Origin of the sequence: Mesorhizobium huakuii (genome assembly GCF_030160235.1) — a bacterium.
Taxonomy (GTDB): Bacteria; Pseudomonadota; Alphaproteobacteria; order Rhizobiales; family Rhizobiaceae; genus Mesorhizobium; species Mesorhizobium huakuii.
Window position 1 is genome coordinate 17676 of the sequence record NZ_BSNY01000071.1, and the last position, 19571, is coordinate 37246.

General features: G+C 60.5%; 24 protein-coding genes and 1 tRNA gene. 13 read left to right on the forward strand and 12 right to left on the reverse strand.

The window, feature by feature from the left end; all coding sequences use genetic code 11:
- On the reverse strand, positions 1 to 450 hold the full coding sequence (locus tag QQK95_RS32265; RefSeq protein ID WP_284278562.1) for a hypothetical protein: 450 nt from the start codon (positions 448 to 450) through the stop codon (positions 1 to 3).
- Between the two features lie 95 nt (positions 451 to 545).
- Here QQK95_RS32265 and QQK95_RS32270 point away from each other — a divergent pair, with 95 nt between their 5' ends.
- A complete protein-coding gene (locus tag QQK95_RS32270) occupies positions 546 to 689 on the forward strand; it encodes a hypothetical protein (protein ID WP_284278563.1) in 144 nt (47 codons plus the stop codon).
- 283 nt (positions 690 to 972) lie between these two features.
- On the opposite strand, the gene QQK95_RS32275 is transcribed toward QQK95_RS32270, so the two are convergent.
- From QQK95_RS32275 to QQK95_RS32285, 3 genes are all read right to left on the reverse strand, one after another.
- Positions 973 to 1722 carry an HIRAN domain-containing protein gene (locus tag QQK95_RS32275; RefSeq protein WP_284278566.1) on the reverse strand — a complete coding sequence of 250 codons (750 nt, stop codon included), beginning with the start codon at positions 1720 to 1722 and terminating at the stop codon, positions 973 to 975.
- Positions 1723 to 2709 carry a HipA domain-containing protein gene (locus QQK95_RS32280; protein ID WP_284278567.1) on the reverse strand — a complete coding sequence of 329 codons (987 nt, stop codon included), beginning with the start codon at positions 2707 to 2709 and terminating at the stop codon, positions 1723 to 1725.
- A gap of 134 nt (positions 2710 to 2843) precedes the next feature.
- Positions 2844 to 3518 carry an AbiU2 domain-containing protein gene (locus tag QQK95_RS32285; RefSeq protein ID WP_284278569.1) on the reverse strand — a complete coding sequence of 225 codons (675 nt, stop codon included), beginning with the start codon at positions 3516 to 3518 and terminating at the stop codon, positions 2844 to 2846.
- Positions 3519 to 4014: 496 nt separating this feature from the next.
- On the opposite strand from QQK95_RS32285, the gene QQK95_RS32290 reads away from it, so the two are divergent.
- From QQK95_RS32290 to QQK95_RS32300, 3 genes are all read left to right on the forward strand, one after another.
- On the forward strand, positions 4015 to 4374 hold the full coding sequence (locus tag QQK95_RS32290) for a hypothetical protein (protein WP_284278570.1): 360 nt from the start codon (positions 4015 to 4017) through the stop codon (positions 4372 to 4374).
- 2 nt (positions 4375 to 4376) lie between these two features.
- Positions 4377 to 4592, forward strand: a complete 216-nt coding sequence (locus QQK95_RS32295) for a hypothetical protein (RefSeq protein ID WP_284278571.1) — start codon at positions 4377 to 4379, stop codon at positions 4590 to 4592.
- Positions 4593 to 4837: 245 nt separating this feature from the next.
- The gene (locus tag QQK95_RS32300; protein WP_284278572.1) at positions 4838 to 5011 is read left to right on the forward strand and encodes a hypothetical protein; all 174 of its coding nucleotides are present in this window, start codon (positions 4838 to 4840) and stop codon (positions 5009 to 5011) included.
- A gap of 23 nt (positions 5012 to 5034) precedes the next feature.
- Here QQK95_RS32300 and QQK95_RS32305 read toward each other — a convergent pair whose 3' ends face one another.
- The gene (locus QQK95_RS32305; protein ID WP_284278574.1) at positions 5035 to 5682 is read right to left on the reverse strand and encodes a hypothetical protein; all 648 of its coding nucleotides are present in this window, start codon (positions 5680 to 5682) and stop codon (positions 5035 to 5037) included.
- Entirely contained in the window at positions 5679 to 5915 is a 237-nt protein-coding gene (locus QQK95_RS32310) for a helix-turn-helix domain-containing protein (protein WP_284278576.1), read from the reverse strand. The genes QQK95_RS32305 and QQK95_RS32310 overlap by 4 nt, the downstream gene beginning before the upstream one ends.
- 92 nt (positions 5916 to 6007) lie before the next feature.
- Between QQK95_RS32310 and QQK95_RS32315 the strand changes: the two genes are divergently transcribed.
- The 4 genes from QQK95_RS32315 to QQK95_RS32330 all read left to right on the forward strand — a co-directional run bounded on the left by QQK95_RS32315 (position 6008) and on the right by QQK95_RS32330 (position 9151).
- On the forward strand, positions 6008 to 6982 hold the full coding sequence (locus QQK95_RS32315) for a hypothetical protein (RefSeq protein WP_284278577.1): 975 nt from the start codon (positions 6008 to 6010) through the stop codon (positions 6980 to 6982).
- Positions 6983 to 7222: 240 nt separating this feature from the next.
- Entirely contained in the window at positions 7223 to 7921 is a 699-nt protein-coding gene (locus tag QQK95_RS32320) for a hypothetical protein (RefSeq protein ID WP_284278579.1), read from the forward strand.
- Positions 7918 to 8124, forward strand: a complete 207-nt coding sequence (locus QQK95_RS32325; protein ID WP_284278581.1) for a hypothetical protein — start codon at positions 7918 to 7920, stop codon at positions 8122 to 8124. The genes QQK95_RS32320 and QQK95_RS32325 overlap by 4 nt, the downstream gene beginning before the upstream one ends.
- On the forward strand, positions 8108 to 9151 hold the full coding sequence (locus tag QQK95_RS32330) for a tyrosine-type recombinase/integrase (RefSeq protein WP_284278583.1): 1044 nt from the start codon (positions 8108 to 8110) through the stop codon (positions 9149 to 9151). The genes QQK95_RS32325 and QQK95_RS32330 overlap by 17 nt, the downstream gene beginning before the upstream one ends.
- 47 nt (positions 9152 to 9198) lie before the next feature.
- Here QQK95_RS32330 and QQK95_RS32335 read toward each other — a convergent pair.
- Together QQK95_RS32335 and QQK95_RS32340 are read right to left on the reverse strand one after the other, a co-directional pair.
- Positions 9199 to 9272, reverse strand: a tRNA-Gln gene (locus tag QQK95_RS32335).
- A gap of 178 nt (positions 9273 to 9450) precedes the next feature.
- Positions 9451 to 10383 carry a lysylphosphatidylglycerol synthase domain-containing protein gene (locus tag QQK95_RS32340; RefSeq protein ID WP_284278584.1) on the reverse strand — a complete coding sequence of 311 codons (933 nt, stop codon included), beginning with the start codon at positions 10381 to 10383 and terminating at the stop codon, positions 9451 to 9453.
- A 355-nt stretch (positions 10384 to 10738) separates the two neighbouring features.
- Here QQK95_RS32340 and QQK95_RS32345 point away from each other — a divergent pair, with 355 nt between their 5' ends.
- Together QQK95_RS32345 and QQK95_RS32350 are read left to right on the forward strand one after the other, a co-directional pair.
- Positions 10739 to 12157, forward strand: coding sequence for a Ppx/GppA phosphatase family protein (locus QQK95_RS32345; protein ID WP_409371724.1), 1419 nt, complete (start codon positions 10739 to 10741; stop codon positions 12155 to 12157).
- Complete coding sequence (locus QQK95_RS32350; RefSeq protein WP_284278587.1) at positions 12157 to 12954, forward strand: RlmE family RNA methyltransferase; 798 nt, start codon at positions 12157 to 12159, stop codon at positions 12952 to 12954. The genes QQK95_RS32345 and QQK95_RS32350 overlap by 1 nt, the downstream gene beginning before the upstream one ends.
- Before the next feature lie 7 nt (positions 12955 to 12961).
- Here the strand turns inward: QQK95_RS32350 and QQK95_RS32355 are convergent, their stop codons facing one another.
- Together QQK95_RS32355 and QQK95_RS32360 are read right to left on the reverse strand one after the other, a co-directional pair.
- Complete coding sequence (locus tag QQK95_RS32355) at positions 12962 to 14383, reverse strand: MFS transporter (protein ID WP_284278588.1); 1422 nt, start codon at positions 14381 to 14383, stop codon at positions 12962 to 12964.
- Between the two features lie 95 nt (positions 14384 to 14478).
- Positions 14479 to 14628, reverse strand: a complete 150-nt coding sequence (locus QQK95_RS32360; protein ID WP_284278590.1) for a hypothetical protein — start codon at positions 14626 to 14628, stop codon at positions 14479 to 14481.
- Between the two features lie 39 nt (positions 14629 to 14667).
- On the opposite strand from QQK95_RS32360, the gene guaB reads away from it, so the two are divergent.
- From guaB to QQK95_RS32375, 3 genes are all read left to right on the forward strand, one after another.
- Positions 14668 to 16170, forward strand: a complete 1503-nt coding sequence (gene guaB / locus QQK95_RS32365) for an IMP dehydrogenase (RefSeq protein WP_284278591.1) — start codon at positions 14668 to 14670, stop codon at positions 16168 to 16170.
- A complete protein-coding gene (locus QQK95_RS32370) occupies positions 16121 to 16738 on the forward strand; it encodes a hypothetical protein (protein ID WP_284278592.1) in 618 nt (205 codons plus the stop codon). Before guaB ends, QQK95_RS32370 begins: the two co-directional genes overlap by 50 nt.
- Before the next feature lie 133 nt (positions 16739 to 16871).
- Positions 16872 to 17291 carry an MAPEG family protein gene (locus tag QQK95_RS32375; RefSeq protein WP_284278593.1) on the forward strand — a complete coding sequence of 140 codons (420 nt, stop codon included), beginning with the start codon at positions 16872 to 16874 and terminating at the stop codon, positions 17289 to 17291.
- 7 nt (positions 17292 to 17298) lie between these two features.
- On the opposite strand, the gene QQK95_RS32380 is transcribed toward QQK95_RS32375, so the two are convergent.
- Together QQK95_RS32380 and rnd are read right to left on the reverse strand one after the other, a co-directional pair.
- Positions 17299 to 18333, reverse strand: coding sequence for an acyltransferase family protein (locus QQK95_RS32380; protein ID WP_284278594.1), 1035 nt, complete (start codon positions 18331 to 18333; stop codon positions 17299 to 17301).
- A gap of 14 nt (positions 18334 to 18347) precedes the next feature.
- Entirely contained in the window at positions 18348 to 19499 is a 1152-nt protein-coding gene (gene rnd / locus QQK95_RS32385) for a ribonuclease D (RefSeq protein ID WP_284278596.1), read from the reverse strand.
- Positions 19500 to 19571 lie beyond the last annotated feature (72 nt).

Genomic DNA, 19571 nt, shown 5'->3' on the forward strand with positions numbered 1-19571 from the left:
CTAGTGCTTCGAGGCCTTCCCGCGCCCTACGCGCGAGGTTGCCTTGTCCACTAGATCGCGCCCAACGGCCAAGACTGCATCAGCATCCATGGGAACCTCTAGGCCTATGTTTCCAAGAACGAAAAGCGCCTTCTGGGTTTCAGGCGACCAACCGATGCGAACTCGAACCGGCGGCAAGTCTTTTCCGCCATAGCCCCGAATTACATGGAGGCCGGATTCCATACCGCTCGCCTTCCGTTTTCCGTCCATTTCTTGCGACATAAACCCAATCGCAAAGAGTAAATCTGCGAGAAGATTCTCGGTAAAAACCAATGGAAATGCCTGGCCTTTTTTGTCCTCGAAATCCAGCTTGACGGTCTGGCCGTCGTCACTGCTCACAGGTCGGATTGACTTGACTTGACAGGTGCCATTCGCATCTAGAGCGACACCTTCTGGAACTTTTCGCGCCATAATTCTCGATCCTCAACTATTTGCCAATTGGAAGCCCCCAATACTGAGCTGATGCAAGTCTTTTTTCACAGGAAACGGCCGCGGTTCGATGGACCATGGTCGCCAAGCCTACAAACGTCCACCTGGTTGCCGGCCAGTACAAAAACACCGGCTACAACTACAACATTCCTGACACTGGCGACACGCTGTCAATCGGCAGTCTGTTGGCCGTCGTGCTGGCGCTGGCTTGGCCCTTCTAGGAGTTGTCCCCCCCCTGGCTGCCGTCGCTGCCTGTACATCCGAGGTCAGCGACGGCATAGCAACGGCCCACTGGGCCGCCTCACCGGCGGACATTTGGGGTCAACCAATTACGTCGACGCCGGCTGCCGCAAACATACACCCAAGGCTATCGGAATGGCATCATTCAATTGGCGGGGCATGTGCAATTCATGCGCTTGGCTGTAAAAGATGGGCGGTTGCTTCGACGGCACAGGGACAGACAGAGGCCTGCGCGGGCCGACTCTGTTCTTCCGTATACGATGGTCAGGCAGCAATCCTATCGGTCTTCGGCCGAACACTCATAAATATGAACAGCTTTGGATTTTGCACTGTTCCGTTCAAGCGATAGATCGAGGCAGTCACTGCCCGATTATGAAGCCAATATCCCACGGTTTCAGCCTGGAGGCGGTTGACGTATCCGACGCACCTCTCTGAGAAGCAAACGCGAATTGCTGCGGGGTCAAATCGATTATCTGGCTCAGGCGATAGGCTCACTGGGTAGTCCGGCGCCATATCGAGCGTGGCCCCGGCGAGCAGGTGCCGAGTTCCGGCAACTTCCATTACCAAGTCTGCCTTGGCGGTGCTTCTGTCTAGGGGATCAACGATCGAAAAACCATCGCTGGGCAGCTTTGCTCCCGTGTACGCGAGCAAGGCAAAATCAGAAGGATTGGCGTCGGGTGCAAGGCCATACAATTGAAGAAAGGCGCCGAAGTCGGGGCGGCTGCGCGGCGGCAACCGTCGCATAAGCGTAGGAAGCACCTCCGATCGATGGATGGGCCTCTGCATGCCAAAAGCCGGGTATCCCAAAAATCCCAAGGCGATCAGGTCATCTTTGCTTCTGCCATTGAGTGTCCGGAACTCTGGATCTGACGTCACATATCTGAACGTGCATTCCGGGCCCGCAATGTCGATGACCCCGACGGCCCAGCGCTGCCGATCGCCCAGGTGATCTGGTGCTTGCCATGCGAGCAAGAGTTGCTTCGGCTCGGCGAGGTATTTGATGGACCGTGACATTTAGTACCCGACCACTTCTTCGAGCATCGCTTTTCGCGCCTTGATCAGGGAGTAGACAAAATCGACGCGTGCTGTGCTGAACGGAACGCCGACATCGAACAGCGAACAATCGTGGAGAATCTTTGCTATCTCCAGCATTTGGAATCGAACCACATTTGCGGCTTCGGCGCCAGCGTCGGGAGCGTGCGCCATCATCTTTTTGCAAAGGGTGATGTGGCTCGTGGGTTTGTCCGATTGCATATCCCAGCCGAGATGGTGACGGCCTTTCTCGATGTACGTGCGAAGCTTCACTCCTGAAAATGCGGGAAACGCATGATCATTTAGCTCGTATCCCAAGCTCGTGGCGTTGTCGAAAAGGGGCGCCAATTCATAGGTTGGCTGTCCATCAGCTCGGCGGCGCACGAGAAATCCCCAATTTTCCGTGTGCCGATCGGTATTACCGATAAGGGCGTCGAAAATCACTGCCTTCATCCACCAGGCCATGATCCCTGCTGCGCTGCCGCCCAACACGAAGCGGCAAATCCTTGCATTCTCTCGGATGTTGTGAGGTCTCCCGCTTTTGAGCCCACGGTGAAACCCGGAAATCATATCGGACCCGTGCACGAGGCGTGCTGGAGCGACCTCGCCGGGATAGCCATAGAAAAATTCAACAAGGGCCCCGCATTCACCGGTACGCGAATCCACCGCCAGAAAACACGGTGGCACCGGAAGGCCGAGCAAGCTGCCCAAGCGATACGCGATGAACTCCGACCACATCTGTCGGGATCGCCACCCGTAAGCCGTTTTGAATAGGTAGGGGTGGTTGGGGATCAACAGAGGGGTCTGCGCATCGTCCGGCGCGATAACCATTTGCTTTGGTTTAGTGCCGCCTGGGAAAATTCCGAAGCTTTCATCACGTCGCCAGTTAGCGATGTCGACTGCGGCTAATTGAGCCGGAACGGCGCGAGACAACCAAGTGGTTGTGGTGCCGGGGACTTCTTTGCTCAAGTGTCGGGAATCCTGATTTTTTCCACGTAGGGGTGGCACGACAAGGCAGCACTGTGCAAGCCGCCTCCCTTTTCGAAGAGCACAAGACCAGGTTAGCTCTGGAAGCGCATTCTCTGACCTTCAGGCGTCGCTTATCAGCGCAGCAACTGGTCGATGATTCCATCGGCCATCCCACCACCAGCGCGAATAGCCTGTGGGCCTATAGAATCGCCAAAGTTAGGCTTTCGTCCATTTTGTTCGGCTTGGAAAAGTGCAGATTCCACGGCTTCAAGAACTTGAACGACAGCTAAAATATCGTCATAGCTGAGAGAAGCAAAAATCCTTGATCGCTCTTCAGGTGGATGTGCTTGTGAGTGGGCAATAACCCTGTCCCTCATCGTTCTGCATTTACCCCAGAGGTCTTTAGCCTTCATAAGCTCCTCTGCAATGACTTCAATATCTTTCTCATCGAGCTCTTGTGCGTCCTTCATATACTTTTCTAGCCACTCAGAATGATTCGAGCTATTTGACTTCTTTCTCGCTGAAACAGCGTCGTTACTGAAATGAGCCAAACCAGCTTTCAAATCCTTGATCAAGCGGTCAACGCTATGAGCCTCTTTGTGCGTGTCGAAAATTCGCCCGAGGCCGACGATTACGGTGTTTAGCGCTAGGAACTCGTAGTCGTTCCAGAAATGGCCGTTTCTTGCGATTTGCTCCAAGACCTTTGGCTCGGCAGATGCACGCTCTTTTATCCTTAGCAAACAGCCCAACGTTCGGCCTATCAGGTCCGTGTCTCGACGAAATGAATGCAAGCTGTCTTCGAGAGCCATGACTGCGTTGATTCCCCCTTCCTCCCATGATTGATCCGAGGACGGGACGACCGCAAGCCTTCCCCGGGAAGCGTGGTTTTCCCGCTGTTTCAGTGCTATTCCCGTGAAACATTCAATAAATGTTCCAAACGAGAACATTTTCCCCGGGAAGGGGAATTGACGATGTCGGTGAACAAGAGCAGCGTCGCCGTGGGCTTGAGAACCCGGATCGCGATAGGCAAAACCAACGATTGGCGTCGTGGGTCTTGCTGAGGCGCTAGAAGCCTTGGCGGGCTTCGATGCGCGTGCAACGCCTTGGCGGGCGTTCGAACTGGCTGATATTGGCCGGGTGCGAACGCTATGTCCAGAGCGCAAGCTTAAAATCGTTCGGCCTGTCTCGCGACAGGTTCTCAACCCCGGCTTCGGCGCCGCCCGCCGAGATGGGATCAAAATTCCAGATAGGAACTTTGATCCGCCGGCCTTGAGAAGCCGGTTCTAGTCGCGAGGAAATCTTCACATGTCGTTGACCAAGAATTCAGCCGCCTGCGGTGCAGTTGCCGCTTATGCCCGTGATCCACAACGCCCTGGCCTCGTCGAGCGCCTCCTGATGCCCTGGAATGGGCGCGAGGAGGAGGTACCGATGCAAACAGGAGAGAGTTTCATGAACCAGCACGTGAATCGCCGCGCGGTAGTATCTGCGGCTTCGGCAATCGTGGCCGCGGCGGCGACGACGGCGGATGCCGAAACCGTCGCTGATATCCATTGGAATGGGATTGCTTCGGACGGGGATATCCTATGTCTTTTCGAAGAATGGCGCAGTGCGTACGAGGCTGCAACCGATGCCGGCGATGACGAACCTCGCACTTTGATCGGCTAAAATTGATCGAAAGGAATATTGCGAATCTTCCGGCGACCACCGTTGCCGGATTGAGCGCAAAGCTACTTGCGGTCACCAACTACGGCGAGTTCGATCTTGCCGAGGAATGGCTATTGCCGATCCTTACCGACGCTGATCGCCTCGCTGGTATATTTCCACCAGCTCCTCTTCTGGGATGGCGCGAAACTCTCGAAAATTTCACGGTGAACCGACTGTGACCATGTCAGCGGCCGCCGAGCCGGATCGCGCGCAAGGCACTTGCAGGTGGCGCTAATATGAGGAATATAATCCTCTGTTGCGGCGACCCCTCAAGCAGAGATCGCCATGCCCCACAAAACGCTTGCCGAAACCCTGGCCGCTCGTGAAACCGTCTACGTCAACTGCGCGCACCCGATGTGCGGCCGTTCGAAAGAGCTTGATATCCCTGCGACTGATCAGCCGGCTTGGTCCGGACCACGGCTCGATGCATGAGGACCTGGTCGGACTCTTCGGCTGCTCGGAATGCAAAGCCGCCGGCCGCGACCGCCGGCCTGTGTTCTTCACCTGCATCCCGGACTATGAAGGCCAAAATCGGCAGCGGAATCGCGACTGGAAAGCGACTTTCGAGCGCGGCAATGTTTCACGGGAAGAGCACTGAAACACAACCAGCCCGGCGAATGCTCAGATTTCTGTCCGAAGCCCGTCGGGGCTGGGCGGCGACATATCATTCTCGGGTAAAAAATCCGCCAGATCTTCGGGGTTGAAGTGGTAACGGTGATGTCCGTACAGCTTCTTTCGCTTATTCGAAGCCGGATCGAAATAGTGAAAGAGGAGTTTCGTCATCGAGTCGATGTTCCGAGATTTTGGCTTTTCAAATGGGAAATCAAGTTTAAAGGTGTAGTGGGCCTCGGGGTCTAGCTTGACTGAATCTCCGACGCGAAAGCTCATGTGTAGTGTCGAATCGCCGCCGGGTGAGATCATCAATTTGGCGTTGTCATTGACATAGCGGTAGACGTGCCGAACACTTAAACCGGGAAACGTCGCCGTACAGCCCTGCAAGGTAATCGGATATTTTCGCCGGTTCCAAAATTCGATCTTCATCGAAAGCACTAAGAACTTATCCGGATCCTCGTTCTTGTGGGTGCCTATCCCCCAACTGGTGACTAGGTAGATCGGTGCCGCACCGTAGGCGTTCCTGTAGGCAATTAGAGAACCGGCTGCTGCGATCACCGAGCCAATGACCAGGCCGGCGATGCTGATTGCGAGCTGTATCGACCAAAGCGGGACGCCAAACAGATCGATGATGGGCGGCGCGTTGATCGGCATCATTTCGCTTTCCGCAGCCGCACGCCTGGCCCTTCGCCATTCTCGGCGACGAAGATGACGCCGGCAGCCTCAAGGGCGGCGCGGATGTCGGCGAGGGTGCGATCGTAGGGCGTCCGGTTGCCGCGCTCGAAATCGGCCAGCGTCTTCGTCGCCACCTTGCTTGCTGCGGAAAGTTGAGCTTGTGACCAGTCCAAAAGTGCCCTGGCAGCCCGACATTGTGCCGGCGACAATTCCATTTAGAAGACACCTTACCGAAAATCGGTTGACTTTTGAAGCGTAACGTTACACAAAATCGGTTATCGCATAACGCGACGAAGGGAGCAAGAGCATGCCGAACACCTCTGTTCGGGCAGCCGCCGAAGGCTTGCCCGCTAATACCGAAATTCACATGTCCGAAACCATACCTGCAGCCACCATTGCCGCCACCGTCGGTTCTGCCCGCAATTCACAGCGCCCTAGCCTCGTCGAGCGGCTGCTGATGCCCTTTGCTGGGCGCGCGGAGGAGGCCACGATGCAAGAAGGATTGAGTTTCATGAACCAGACGGTCAATCGACGCGCCATCATGGCGGCGGCACCGACGGGCGTTGCGGGCATTGTCGCCGCCGGCATGGTTGGCGGAGCGGCCGAGGCCTTTGCCGCGCCGGCACAGGAGAACCCTGAACTGCTCCGCCTCGCCAGCGAGCTCGAGGCGGAATTGACCGCATTGCTCGAAGCGACCGTCGCCGCCCGCGAGATTGAAGCGGAATGGTCGCCGCTTTGGCCGCTGGCACCCGACGAAATCACTTTGCCGCGTGCCAACGACAACCCGGAACGCGATATTCGCGGCAGGGGATTTATCCGCAAGGGCGCGGACGAACCGTGCGGCCTTCGCGACATCGACAATATCGAGTCGCTGCTTGCCTTCTCCAAGAGGGGAGGTCTGCATGCGCGCACCAAGTCGTCGCCTCAAAGGCGAGAGCGGATGACGGCCCAGGTCAACATGTGGCGTGCGGCCCTGAAGATGGCCAAGGCATACTATGCCGAGATTGCGCGGATCCGGGACGTGTCTGCGATCGCCCTGGCCGAAGAAAAGATAACGCTCTGTCGAAAGCGTATCGACGCTGTGGTCGGCGCCATCATGGTCGAGGAGCCGTGGACCATGGACGGGCTGGCCATCAAGGCCAAGGCCATCAAAGGTTTTGGCGCAGGACTTGGTGTGGTCGCATCGCATGCTGGAAAAACGTTCCTTGTCCAGAACGCGCTTGCCGACTCCATCCTGCGCCTGGCCGACGTTTCACGGGGAACCGACGCTGTAACAGCCTGATTATGGTGGCTAATTTAGCCACCATAACCTTCGAACTGGGGAAATTCCCCAGTTCGCTGGTGGGGAAATTCCCCACCGTGTCGGAGGTGCGGAATTTCCGCACCGCGCCCGATTAATTGCGGAATTTCCGCAGTTCCGGGTCAGCAAATTTGCGTACCCAACTATCGGTCCGTTAGGTTTTTAGATTTGACATCGCGCCGATTCTCGGCGTAGTTTCTTAAATCCTAGAGGGCTTTTAGCATGCCAACGATCGGCGAGTTCAACGCGCGCTTTGCGGAAATCATCGAAATCCCCGAAGGCGCAATCATGAAAACGCAGCGCACGCTGCGTGACGCAGGATTGCTGACGACCGGGGCCAGGGGGGTGAACGCCCCGGATTTCGTTCCGCTCGATGCCGCGAGGATGCTGATTGCCGTTCTCGTCACCGACAGGCCCTCGCTTGCGCCGTCAGCCGTACGGGCCTTTGGGACCCTCAAAATATCGTTCCAGAATTGGCATCAGACAGAAGATTCTGAGCACAGCGCGTTGATCGAAAAGTTGAAGGCCGCCGAGACCTTCGAAGCAATGCTAGCGGCACTTATCGGATCGATCGCCGGCATGTCTCCAGACTTGCGGTCTCGATACACCCGGTCTGTTCAGGTCGCCTGCACCACCAGCGACATGAATGCGCGGCTGGAATGCCCGGCAGTGCAATCTTTCTTTTCGACAATTGGCCCTTGGCTGGATGTTTTAGGCGAGACGGACCCGAAGCGCCGCGCCGAAAAGGTCAAAGCGGTCGAGGACGAGCTACACCGCGCAAGCCGGCGCGCCTCCACCATCAATCCCAACGTCGGACGGATAACAACCAAACGGATGGTCAAAGGCGATGTGATCGCCGAAATCAGTGAACTTTTCCAAACCGCGCCGGCGGAAGCGGTGGGGTTGAGAAGGGCGGGTTGATCAAAATGGCCGGAACACCCGTTTCATTCAAAATCGCCGACGTGGCACGTGCCATCAAAGGCGCGCGTAAGGGCGGCATGGAGCCGGGCAGGGCTGAAATCGATCCGGCAACCGGCAAGATCGTGATCGTCGCGGCCGCCAAGGTCAGCGACCCCGAGAACGATGTCGACAAATGGATGAGGAATCATGCGCGTTCGTCTTAAGGGGCTGAACAGGCGCACGAAGACGCTCGCCGACGGCAGCGCCGTTACCTACTATTGGGCGTGGAAGGGCGGTCCGCGCCTGCCTGGTAAGCCGGGCGATCCGGAATTCATCGCTGCTTACAACGCCGCCGTAGCTCGCAAGATCAAACCACGCCAGGGCATGCTGCTGTCCGTCCTGAACGCATTTCAAGCGAGTTCGGATTGGGATGACTTGGCGCCGCGAACACAGGCCGACTACGCCAAGCTGATCAAAGTCATCGAAAAGAAGTTCGGCGAATTTCCGCTGTCCGGCATGAGCGATCGCCGCACGCGCGGGATCTTCATGGAATGGCGCGACGAGCGCGCCAAGGCTTCTCGCCGGCAGGCCGATTACGGCTGGCAGGTGCTCGCCCGCATACTGTCCTGGGCGCACGGTCGCGGTCTTGTGTCAGCCAATCCCTGCGAGAAGGGCGGGCGCCTCTATCGCGGCACGCGAGCTGCAAATGTCTGGACTGTCGCCGACGAGGCGGCATTCTATGCCGGCGCACCGCGGCATCTGCACTTACCGCTCACGCTTGCCTTATGGACCGGTCAGCGCCAGGGCGACCTGTTGCGCCTGACCTGGCAGCAGTATGACGGCAAGGTTATTCGCCTGCAGCAGTCGAAGACGGGGACGCGCGTCGTCATTCCAGTCGGCGCGCCGCTCAAAGCCGCGCTCGACGCCATGCGCGGCAAAGTCGGCCAGATCCTGCTAAACAGCGACGGCGTGCCTTGGACGGCTGATGGCTTTCGATCATCCTGGCGCAAGGCCTGCGCAGCTGCTGGCGTCGTCGACGTGACCTTCAATGACATTCGCGGAACGGCTGTGACGCGGCTGGCGATCGCCGGCGCGACCGTGCCGGAGATTGCGACGATCACCGGTCACAGCCTGCGCGACGTCAACGCGATCCTCGATTCCAACTATCTCAACCGCGATCCGGCGCTTGGGGAAAGCGCCATCCGCAAGCTCGAAACGGGAACGAAAATTCCCGACCGCGCGTCCGACTGACACGAAATGTTCTAACGATGAAACCGGAAAACCGCTTTAAAATCAATTGGCTGGGGAACCTGGATTCGAACCAGGACTAACGGAGTCAGAGTCCGTGGGTCTACCGTTAACCTATTCCCCAGCAGGCGTGGTCATGAACCGCGCGGGCCGAACGGCTGAGCCGCTTGAGCGCTGCCTTGTAGCCGCCAGCGGAAAATAGTCAAGCCTGCTCTGTGGTTCAATCGACACGTTTTGACAGCTGGTTTCATACGCCGGGGTTCAGGTGCGGGCGGGCGCGGGCACAATATCCGATCCGCCCTTCAGCTCTCCGTCCGGCTGAATTGCGAACGCTCGAAGAACAGCACCACGCCCAGGCCCAGAATCAGCGGGATGATCAGGTAAAACAGCCGGAACACCAGCAGCGCTGCCAGCACGCCGACCGGCTCCATGTCGGAAAGCCCGGCCAGGAACACCACCTCGAACACGCCCAGCCCACCCGGCGCATGCGAGATCTGGGCGACCGAGAAGGAGACGAGGAAGACACCGAGAATGACGAAATAGCCCGGATTGTGCGCCTCGGGCAGCGCGAAGAAGATGATCGCCGCGGCGGCAAGCAGTTCGATCGGGCCGATCAGCAACTGCCTGGCGACGATCGGCAGTGCCGGATAGTGCAGCTGGAAGCTGGCGATCTTCAGCGGGCGCAGATGCAGCGCGCTGCCGAATATGTAGGCGGCGACGAGAACCAGCATCACGATGCCTGCCGCTTCCGACAGGCCATGATGGGCAATACCCGAAAAGCGATCGATGATCTGAGATTCGAACACCAGCACAAGGCCGGAGGCAAGAATCGTCGACAGCACGAAGGTGATCCAGCAGATCGCCACCAGCACGCCGACATCCTGGCCGGTCAGGCCCCTGGTGCCATAGGCGCGGTAGCGGATGACGGCACCGGAGAAAACCGAGCCGCCGATATTGTGCGACAGCGCGTAGGTGGTGAAGGAGCACAGGGTCACGAACAGCCACGACACGCGCTTGCCGATATGCAGCAGTGCGATGTGGTCGTAGCCGGCGAGCGCTGCATAGGCGATGACGGAACTCAGCGCCGCCAGCACCCAGCCACGGGTTGGGATGGCGGCGAGCCCGTCCCAGACATCGTCGAGCGAAATACCCCGCAGTTCATGCCAGAGCAGCAGCAGCGAGAAGATCACCGCGGCGATGCCGACGACCGGCCAGAAATAGCGTTTCCAGTTCATTGCCTGACTGCCATGCGCTGCGTGCCCGCTTCCTTTTCGTTGGATGGTGGGAGGCCGGCTGCCCGGTGACTTCCATTTATTTCAGAAATGCCTCATTGAAGCCGGCTATTCAACCGTGAACACTTGTCGCGCCGGCCGCCGACAGGATCCGCCGGCGGCGAAAGCGGCGCAAACGGCAGGCGATAAGGCATCGGCTCCGACGCGACTTGTCTCCGCCGCGTCCGCGCTACCAATCCAGCCTTGCGGGTACATTACGTCACTCCGCGAAAAGGCGGTTCGCTCCCAGCCGGCAAAATTCGGCGTGCGGCTCTTGGTGATCGGCCACGGCACTGTTAGTCTGGCAGCAACTTGAAACATGCCAAAGCGCCTGCTGCGTCCTTCACCGGTTCGCGCGGCGCCGGAAGGAACGACAGTGGAAGACCGCGACACCGGCGCAGGCGCGTCGGAGGTGGGCGCGTCCAGCGCTTCCCCAGGGCCATCGGGCTCGGGGACAGCCGGTTGGCAGCAACGCCGCCCGACGGAGCCGCGCTCCGCCGAAGGGCAGGCGGGCGACGCGACCCATCACCAGAAGGGCAAGCCCAAGAAGCGGCGCAAGCGAAGGCGCGGGCGCAAGGTTTTTGCGCGTGACCAGGCGCACCCGCAGGGCAATAGATCGCCGGTGCCAGGCCAGGCCGCCGTTCCGGCTTTGGAAGCGAAGCAGCCGACGGCGCCGGCAATTTCCCCCACCGCTACAGCGCCGCGCCCAGAACAGGGCACGCGCCGGCCGCCGGTGCACGAGCTACCGGTCTTCGCGGCCCTTGACCTCGGTACGAACAATTGCCGGCTGCTGGTCGCCGTTCCCACGCGGCATGGCCAGTTCCGCGTCATCGACGCCTTCTCGCGCATCGTCAGACTTGGCGAGGGGCTCACCGCCAATGGTCGCCTCGGCCAGCCGGCGATGGACCGCGCCGTCGAGGCGCTGAAGATCTGCGGCGACAAATTACGCAGCCGCAAGATCAGGAAGGCCAGGCTGATCGCCACCGAAGCCTGCCGCTCTGCGGAGAACGGCGTCGAATTCCTCGAACGCGTCGAGCGCGAGGCCGGCCTGAAGCTCGAGATCATCGACCGCCAGACCGAGGCGCGGCTGGCGGTGTCCGGCTGCGGCTCGCTGGTCGAGCGCGACACGCAGGGCGTCGTTCTGTTCGACATCGGCGGCGGTTCTTCCGAAATCGCGTTGATCGACCTCACCGGCCGCCGTTCGCCACGGCTCGCAAACCACATCGTCTCGTGGACGTCGCTGCCGGTCGGCGTCGTCTCACTGGCCGAGCGCTTTGGTGGCCGCACCGTGACGCGCGAGATTTTCAACGCCATGGTCGACGACGTCGCCGGCCGTCTGGCGAGTTTCGACGGCCGCGACCGGCTGAGCCACCTCAAGGCCAGCCCGAATTTTCATCTGCTGGGCACGTCCGGCACGGTGACGACGCTGGCCGGCGTCCACCTCGATCTCGAGCGTTACGACCGGCGTCGGGTCGACGGGCTGTGGATGGACCGCGACAGCGTCGACCGCATGGTGGAGCGACTGGTCGGCTGGGATTTCCAGCAGCGCTGCGCCAACCCGTGCATCGGCGCCGACCGCGCCGATCTTGTGCTGGCCGGCTGTGCTATCCTCGAAGCGATCCGCGCGGTCTGGCCCTCGGAGCGGCTGCGCGTCGCCGACCGTGGCCTGCGCGAAGGCATATTGAGCGAGCTGATGGCCGATGACGGCGTCTGGCGCAACGATGGGCGTGGCCGTTAATGACGAAGAAACCGGAAAACCCAGGATCGGCCGGCATTCGCGTGCTGAAGACGCGGATCAAGAAGAAAAGCGGCCTGAAGGAATCGTCGCGCCGCTGGCTGCAACGCCACATCAACGATCCCTATGTCCAGCGCTCGAAGGCTGACGGCTATCGTTCGCGTGCGGCCTACAAGCTGATCGAGATCGACGACAAGCACCATTTGCTGAAGCCCGGCATGAAGGTGATCGATCTCGGCGCCGCCCCCGGCGGCTGGTGCCAGGTCGCGGCCGCGCGCACGAAATCGACGGCGCAAGATCCGCATGTCGTCGGCATCGATTACCTGGAAATGGACGCCGTGCCCGGCGCGCCGGTGCTGTTGATGGATTTCCTCGATCCGGATGCACCGCGAAAGCTCGCCGAGGCGCTGGGTGGGGACCCGGATGTCGTGCTGTCCGATATGGCCGCACCAACCACCGGCCACAAGCGGACCGACCATATCCGCACCATGCATCTGTGCGAGGTAGCGGCGGATTTCGCGCTGTCGGTCCTGAAGCCGGGAGGGCATTTCCTCGCTAAAACCTTCCAGGGCGGCGCCGAAAACGAACTGCTCTCCATGCTCAAGAAGAATTTCCGTTCAGTCCATCACGTCAAGCCGCCGGCTTCGCGCGATGAATCGGTCGAGCTTTATCTCCTGGCAAAAGACTTCAAGGGGCGAGAATCCGGTCCGGCCTCAGGCGGATCGGAACGTCCAGTGGACGTTCCGAAGGGCTCGAGCGCCCGGAGCCATAGCGAAGGGCCGGGGGACGCTGAAGTCTAAATCGGCCTTACTCGCCCGGCGACCTCGCCGGTTCCAGCGTCTTGGGCGTCGTCAGCCGGCCATGGCCGGAGACGGCGTTGCCGGCATCGGGCGCCAGCCGCATGAACGACAGTGATGCCGCCGCCGATACCGCCGCCACGATGAAGAAGGCGATGTGGAAATCGCCCAGCGTCAGCGGGCCACCATGGATCGAGGTCGAGACTTCCAGGATGCCGCCGGCGAGCGCCACGCCGAGCGCGATGGACAATTGCTGGAACACCGCCGTGATCGGCGTTGCCTTGCTGGTGTCCTCGGCCGAGACCTCAGCATAGGAGAGCGCGTTGACGCCGGTGAAGAACATCGAGCGGATGAAGCCGCCGACCAGCAATATGGCCAGCATCAGCACATAGGGCGTTTCGGGGGTGAAGAGGCCGTAGATGGCAATCGACGCTGCGGCGACCAGCGAGCCGATGATCAACACGCGGCGAAAGCCGGCAACGCGAAAAATCAGCGCGGTGGCAAATTTCATGCCGATGGCGCCGACCGCCGAGACGAAGGTGATCATGCCCGACTGGAACGGCGTCAGCCCGAAGCCGATCTGGAACATCAGCGGCAGCAGGAACGGCACCGCCCCGATGCCGATGCGAAACAGCGAGCCGCCAAGCACCGACGAACGGAACACCTGGTTGCGGAACAGTTCGAGCGCCAGCAGCGGATTTTTGGCGCGCCTCGCGTGCACCAGGTAGAGCGCGCCAGACAGCAGCCCGACCCCCACGGTGATGAAGCCGGTCGCCGGCGGCAGATAGGGCAGGCTGACCACCGACAGGCCGAACACCACGCCGGATGCCGCCACACCGCTCAGCACGAAGCCGATGAAATCGAGCGGCGGCGTCTCCATCGATTCGGTTTCCGGCAGGAAGCGCGTCGCCAGCCAGATGCCGACCAGGCCGATCGGCACATTGATCAGGAAGATCCAGTGCCAGGTGAAATAGGTGGTGATGAAGCCGCCGATCGGCGGGCCGACCAGCGGCCCGACCAGTGCGGGAACGGTCAGCCAGGACATGGCGGCGACCAGGTCGCTCTTGGGCGTGGCACGCACCAGCACCAGGCGCCCGACCGGCGTCATCATGGCGCCGCCAATGCCTTGCAGGAAGCGCGAAACCACGAAGGCCGGCAGCGAACCGGACAAGGCGCAGGCGACCGAGCCGACGATGAACACCGCGATCGCGGCGCGAAAAACGGTCTTGGCGCCGAAGCGGTCGGCCATCCAGCCGCTGATTGGAATGAAGATTGCCAGCGACACCAGATAGGCCGTCAGCGCCAGCTTGAGCGCGATCGGGCTGGTGTGGATGTCGATGGCGATCGCCGGCAGCGATGTCGCAATGACGGTCGAATCCATGTTTTCCATGAAAAGAGCGACCGCCAGGATCAGCGGAATGGTGCGGTTCACGAGCGTGGCCGTTTCAAATCTTCTTTTCGGCCGGGAGCGAGCCGATACAGGGGGCGGTTATCATGGCCGGCCACCGATGTCGTGTTAATTTGCTGTCACTTTTGTGCGACCGCAACCACGGGTGGCACAATCAAATGGTCGAAGACGCTGTTGTGCAATGCAACGATCGGCTTTTCATCCGCGTCGCGACGTGTTACCAGCCAGCGCCAATCCTGAAAGGGAAGATGAGAGTCGGCGCTGTCCATCCTGGTCCAGCGCTTTTTCCGCATTCTAAAGGGCTGGCCATGGCAAAAATCATCGAAACGTCCACAGGCGCACTGGCGCTGACCTTTGACGACGTGCTTTTGCAGCCGGGTCACTCCGAGGTCATGCCTGGCGAAACCGATGTCCGCACCCGCATCGCCGGCGACATCGATCTCAATGTGCCGATTCTCTCCGCCGCGATGGACACCGTCACCGAGGCGCGTCTTGCCATCGCCATGGCCCAGGCCGGCGGCATCGGCGTCATCCACCGCAATTTCTCGCCGGCCGAACAGGCCGAGCAGGTGCGGCAGGTGAAGAAATTCGAATCCGGCATGGTGGTCAATCCGGTCACGATCGGTCCCGACGCCACGCTCGCCGACGCGCTGTCGCTGATGCGCACCTATTCGATCTCGGGCATTCCGGTGGTCGAGAATGGCGGCACCGGCGGCCACAAGACCGGCCGGCTGGTCGGCATCCTGACCAACCGTGACGTGCGCTTTGCCTCCGACCCGGCGCAGAAGGTCTATGAGTTGATGACCCGTGAGAACCTGATCACGGTCAAGGAAAATGTCGACCAGGACGAGGCCAAGCGGCTTCTGCACCAGCACCGCATCGAAAAGCTTGTCGTCGTCGACAAGCAGGGCAATTGCGTCGGGCTGATCACCGTCAAGGACATCGAGAAGTCGCAGCTCAACCCGCACGCCAGCAAGGATGCGCAGGGACGACTGCGCGCTGCGGCCGCCACCAGCGTCGGCGACGACGGCTTCGAGCGCGCCGAGCGCCTGATCGAGGCCGGCGTCGACCTTCTGGTCATCGATACCGCGCACGGCCACTCGCAGCGCGTGCTCGACGCTGTCACGCGCGCCAAGAAGCTTTCGAACTCGGTTCGCATCCTGGCTGGCAACGTCGCCACCGCCGAAGGCACGCAGGCGCTGATCGACGCCGGCGCCGACGCCGTCAAGGTCGGCATCGGCCCAGGCTCCATCTGCACCACCCGCATCGTCGCCGGTGTCGGCGTGCCGCAACTTTCAGCCATCATGTCGGCCGTCGAGACGGCGCATAGATCGGGCGTGTCGGTGATTGCCGATGGCGGCATCAAATATTCCGGCGACCTCGCCAAGGCGCTCGCCGCCGGCGCCAGTGCCGCCATGATCGGTTCGCTGCTGGCCGGAACCGATGAAAGCCCGGGCGAGGTCTATCTGCACCAGGGCCGCTCCTTCAAGGCCTATCGCGGCATGGGTTCGGTCGGCGCCATGGCGCGCGGCTCGGCGGATCGCTACTTCCAGGCCGAGGTGCGCGATACCCTCAAACTGGTCCCGGAAGGCATTGAGGGCCAGGTTCCATACAAAGGACCTGTGTCTGGCGTGCTGCACCAGCTTGCGGGCGGGCTAAAAGCCGCTATGGGTTATGTCGGCGGCCGCGACCTTGCCGATTTCCGCGAGCGCGCCACTTTTGTGCGCATATCCAACGCCGGACTTCGTGAAAGCCACGCCCATGACGTCACGATTACCCGCGAAAGCCCGAACTATCCCGGCGGAGCCTGAACAATACGGGCTCGGGCGGAGCCTGACCGCGACGATCCTGCGGCTGCCACGCCACGCGGCCGCACTGTGCTTCCTGTCGGCGGCGGTCTTCATCGCCATGACGGTGATGGAATTCTTCTATTTCCGTCAGTTGAGCGGCGGCCTGCCGTCGCTCGACATGCGCTATCTCGGCTTCACACCCGACGAAGGCATGGCCTGGCTGACGGCGCTCGGCCGGCGCGGCGGCGAGACCATTCTGGTCTGGCACTATCTGACCTTCGATCTGCTGTTCCCGGCGCTGCTGTCGCTGACCTTGATGAGCCTGGTCCTGGCCACCGGCCGGCGCCTGCGGAACTTCCGCGAGCTTCCCGGGCAGGTGCAGTCGATCTTCGCGCTGGTGCTGGTGCTGCCCTACACGCTCGCCGACTATGCCCAGAATATCGTCGTGGCGCGGCTTCTGTCCGATTTCCTGTCGGCCAATCCGGATTCGCTGTCGTTTGCTTCGGCTCTGATCGTCACAAAATTCGCGCTTCTTGCCATCCCGGCGGTCGTCATCGCCGCTTTCTGGCTGGTGGGCCAAAGACGCTAGAGCAATTCCAGGAAAAGTGTGAAGCGGTTTTCCGTTCGCAATTGCGTCAAAACAAAGAGTTAGAGTGGTTCGCCGTTTCCGTGAACCGGTGAAACGCTCTAAGCTTGATGCCGGACAGGGCAGGGGAAAATTCATGAACCAGACGACGATCTTCTGGCCGGTTCTGGCGCATGTGGCTCTGATCTACATCGTCTATGTCGTGATGGGCAGGCGCAGATACTTCGCCGTCAAGTCGGGCGAGGCCAAGGTCGGCCAATACAAGATACGCTCAACCGAGCCGGCGTCCAGTATCACGGTCGCCAACAACCTGATCAACCAGTTCGAATTGCCGGTGCTTTTCTACGTGCTGTGCCTGACGCTCCACGTGACCAACGGCGTCAACTATCTGACCTTGGCGCTGGCGTGGATTTTCGTCCTGACGCGCTATTTCCACGCCTGGGTACACCTGACCAGCAACAATCTGCGGCTGCGCAGCCGTTCTTTCTTCGCAGGCGCGGTGGTGCTGGCGCTGGCCTGGATCTGGTTTGCGCTGCATCTGCTCGGCATCGTCTGAGGCAGGGTCACGCGGGGGTGGCAGCCCTCGACATCAAGCGCGCCGCATAGATTTCGATCCTCTGTCGAAACCTATGCTCGACCGCCCATGCGACGAATGCTGCAATGGCGACCACGGTGCAGAACGCTATGCCGATCCGAAGATACGGGGAGCCGATCCATGGAGCCAACCATCGTATGATCGCGACACCGACATTCTGGTGCAGAAGATACAGAGGATAGCTGATCAAGCCGATGTAACTCACGCTTCGCCAGATCTTGATATCGCGCAGCTGGACCCCGATCACCCCAAGAATTGAAAGCGCGATGACCCATGCACTGAATGCTGAGCCGCCCCACAGTTTGACAACAACCACCAGGCATCCGGCTGTCACGACCGTCTGCACAGTTCGGGTCGATCGCCTCGCCGCGATGCCCATCAAAAAGAAAAGGCTGTAGGGGAACAGAAAATACGGCATGGCGATGCCCTTGAAGGGAAAAATCAGAGCCTGATGGTCGCTCCACAACCCTGAAAACTGTGCAATAGCGCCCAGAACGGTAAAGCTGGTGAAAAGGACGAGAACGCGATTTGGCCAGAGATAGAAGATGAGGCCGAACACAAAGTAGAATTTTGCTTCCGCAAGCAGTGACCAGTAGGCGCCGTCGACAAGCGGCGTTGGAGCAAACAGGGTTGTCCAGCTTGCGTTTTTCAGGCCGTCGAGCGCCGAAACCTCTCTGCCCGGAAGACCTAGAGCCGCAACCACAATAAGCGTGATCGCGATACAGGCGATGAGCGCGGGCTCCAGCCGCGTAAATCTCTGCAGCCAGAACATCCACACGGTTTCAGACCGCTCGGCTGTCATCGCGATGCAGTAGCCACTGATAATGAAAAAGAGAAAGACGCCAACTATCCCTTGCCATGGCAGCGTCATCTGGTGGTCGAACCCGATGTAGTCGGCGGGAAAGCGGGACGTATAGTGGAAGATCAGAACCAGCATCACGGCGATCGCACGCAATGCGTCGATCGCCTCGTATCGCCGGTTCTCGTCCTGATCCGAACGCATCGGCTAGAAAGCCTCTAGAGGTCGAACACCGCTATTTTACGCTTGTCGAACTTTATGCCGATCTCGCCGCGCACCAGCTTCAGCGCCGCTTCGCCGAACACGGCGCGCCGCCAGCCCTGCAGCGCCGGCACGTCTGCATCCTCGCCCTCGGCCGCGATGCGGTCGATATCGTCGCTGGAGGCCAGCACTTTCGAGGCCACGCCCTGCTTTTCGGCGACGATCCTGAGCAGCACTTTCAACAGTTCCGCCGCGGCACTCGAGCCTTCCGGCGGCTGAAAATTCTTCGGCAGTTTCGGCATCTGCTCCTTGGGCAAGGCCAGCGCGGTGTTGACCGCCCCAAGCAGGGCCGTCGCCGTCGAGGAGCGCTCCCAGCCCTTGGGCGTGGTGCGCAGCTTGGCAAGGGCCGCCGCGTCGCGCGGTGCCTGTTGGGCGACCTCGTAGATCGCGTCGTCCTTGAGCACGCGACCACGCGGCACGTCGCGCTCGCGCGCCTCGCGCTCGCGCCATGCCGCCACGGTTTGCACGATCGCCAGTTCCTGCGGCTTGCGCAGCCGCATCTTCAGCCGCTTCCAGGCGTCTTCCGGATGCGGATCGTAGGTTTCGCGTGAGGTCAGCACGTCCATCTCTTCGTTCAGCCAGTGGGCGCGGTTCTCCCGCGCCAGTTCGGCGCTCAAATGCTGATAGACCTCGATCAGATGGGTGACGTCGGCCAGCGCGTAATCGAGCTGCTTGTCGGACAGCGGCCGGTGGCGCCAGTCGGTGAAGCGCGACGACTTGTCGAGCCGCGCACCGGTGATGCGCTGCACGAGCTGGTCGTAGGAAACGCTGTCGCCGAAGCCGCAGACCATGGCCGCGACCTGCGTGTCGAATACCGGATGCGGCACGAGATCGCCGAGATGGACGATGATTTCGATGTCCTGGCGTGCCGCGTGGAAGACCTTGACCACGGCTTCGTTGGCCATCAGCCGGAAGAACGGGGCAAGGTTGATGTCTGGCGACAGCGGGTCGATCAGCGCGGTGACGCCGGGCGCCGCCATCTGGATGAGGCACAGGATCGGCCAGAAGGTCGTTTCGCGGATGAACTCGGTGTCGACGGTGACGAAATCCGACTTTTCGAAAGCGGCGAGAACGGTCTCGAGTTCTTTCTGGGTGGTGATGACGTGCATCAAATCGCTTTTGGCAGGAGTAAGGTCTTCCTAGATTTCAGCCGGGAAGGCTTTCGTCAAGCTTTGGCGCCG

Bases quoted from the DNA above. Each gene is read 5' to 3' on its own strand.
- QQK95_RS32265 (WP_284278562.1), bottom strand. From the start codon at position 450: ATGGCGCGAAAAGTTCCAGAAGGTGTCGCTCTAGATGCGAATGGCACC.
- QQK95_RS32270 (WP_284278563.1), top strand. From the start codon at position 546: ATGGTCGCCAAGCCTACAAACGTCCACCTGGTTGCCGGCCAGTACAAA.
- QQK95_RS32275 (WP_284278566.1), bottom strand. From the start codon at position 1,722: ATGTCACGGTCCATCAAATACCTCGCCGAGCCGAAGCAACTCTTGCTC.
- QQK95_RS32285 (WP_284278569.1), bottom strand. From the start codon at position 3,518: ATGGCTCTCGAAGACAGCTTGCATTCATTTCGTCGAGACACGGACCTG.
- QQK95_RS32290 (WP_284278570.1), top strand. From the start codon at position 4,015: ATGTCGTTGACCAAGAATTCAGCCGCCTGCGGTGCAGTTGCCGCTTAT.
- QQK95_RS32300 (WP_284278572.1), top strand. From the start codon at position 4,838: ATGCATGAGGACCTGGTCGGACTCTTCGGCTGCTCGGAATGCAAAGCC.
- QQK95_RS32305 (WP_284278574.1), bottom strand. From the start codon at position 5,682: ATGATGCCGATCAACGCGCCGCCCATCATCGATCTGTTTGGCGTCCCG.
- QQK95_RS32310 (WP_284278576.1), bottom strand. From the start codon at position 5,915: ATGGAATTGTCGCCGGCACAATGTCGGGCTGCCAGGGCACTTTTGGAC.
- QQK95_RS32315 (WP_284278577.1), top strand. From the start codon at position 6,008: ATGCCGAACACCTCTGTTCGGGCAGCCGCCGAAGGCTTGCCCGCTAAT.
- QQK95_RS32320 (WP_284278579.1), top strand. From the start codon at position 7,223: ATGCCAACGATCGGCGAGTTCAACGCGCGCTTTGCGGAAATCATCGAA.
- QQK95_RS32330 (WP_284278583.1), top strand. From the start codon at position 8,108: ATGCGCGTTCGTCTTAAGGGGCTGAACAGGCGCACGAAGACGCTCGCC.
- QQK95_RS32340 (WP_284278584.1), bottom strand. From the start codon at position 10,383: ATGAACTGGAAACGCTATTTCTGGCCGGTCGTCGGCATCGCCGCGGTG.
- QQK95_RS32345 (WP_409371724.1), top strand. From the start codon at position 10,739: ATGCCAAAGCGCCTGCTGCGTCCTTCACCGGTTCGCGCGGCGCCGGAA.
- QQK95_RS32350 (WP_284278587.1), top strand. From the start codon at position 12,157: ATGACGAAGAAACCGGAAAACCCAGGATCGGCCGGCATTCGCGTGCTG.
- QQK95_RS32360 (WP_284278590.1), bottom strand. From the start codon at position 14,628: ATGGACAGCGCCGACTCTCATCTTCCCTTTCAGGATTGGCGCTGGCTG.
- guaB (WP_284278591.1), top strand. From the start codon at position 14,668: ATGGCAAAAATCATCGAAACGTCCACAGGCGCACTGGCGCTGACCTTT.
- QQK95_RS32370 (WP_284278592.1), top strand. From the start codon at position 16,121: ATGACGTCACGATTACCCGCGAAAGCCCGAACTATCCCGGCGGAGCCT.
- QQK95_RS32375 (WP_284278593.1), top strand. From the start codon at position 16,872: ATGAACCAGACGACGATCTTCTGGCCGGTTCTGGCGCATGTGGCTCTG.
- QQK95_RS32380 (WP_284278594.1), bottom strand. From the start codon at position 18,333: ATGCGTTCGGATCAGGACGAGAACCGGCGATACGAGGCGATCGACGCA.
- rnd (WP_284278596.1), bottom strand. From the start codon at position 19,499: ATGCACGTCATCACCACCCAGAAAGAACTCGAGACCGTTCTCGCCGCT.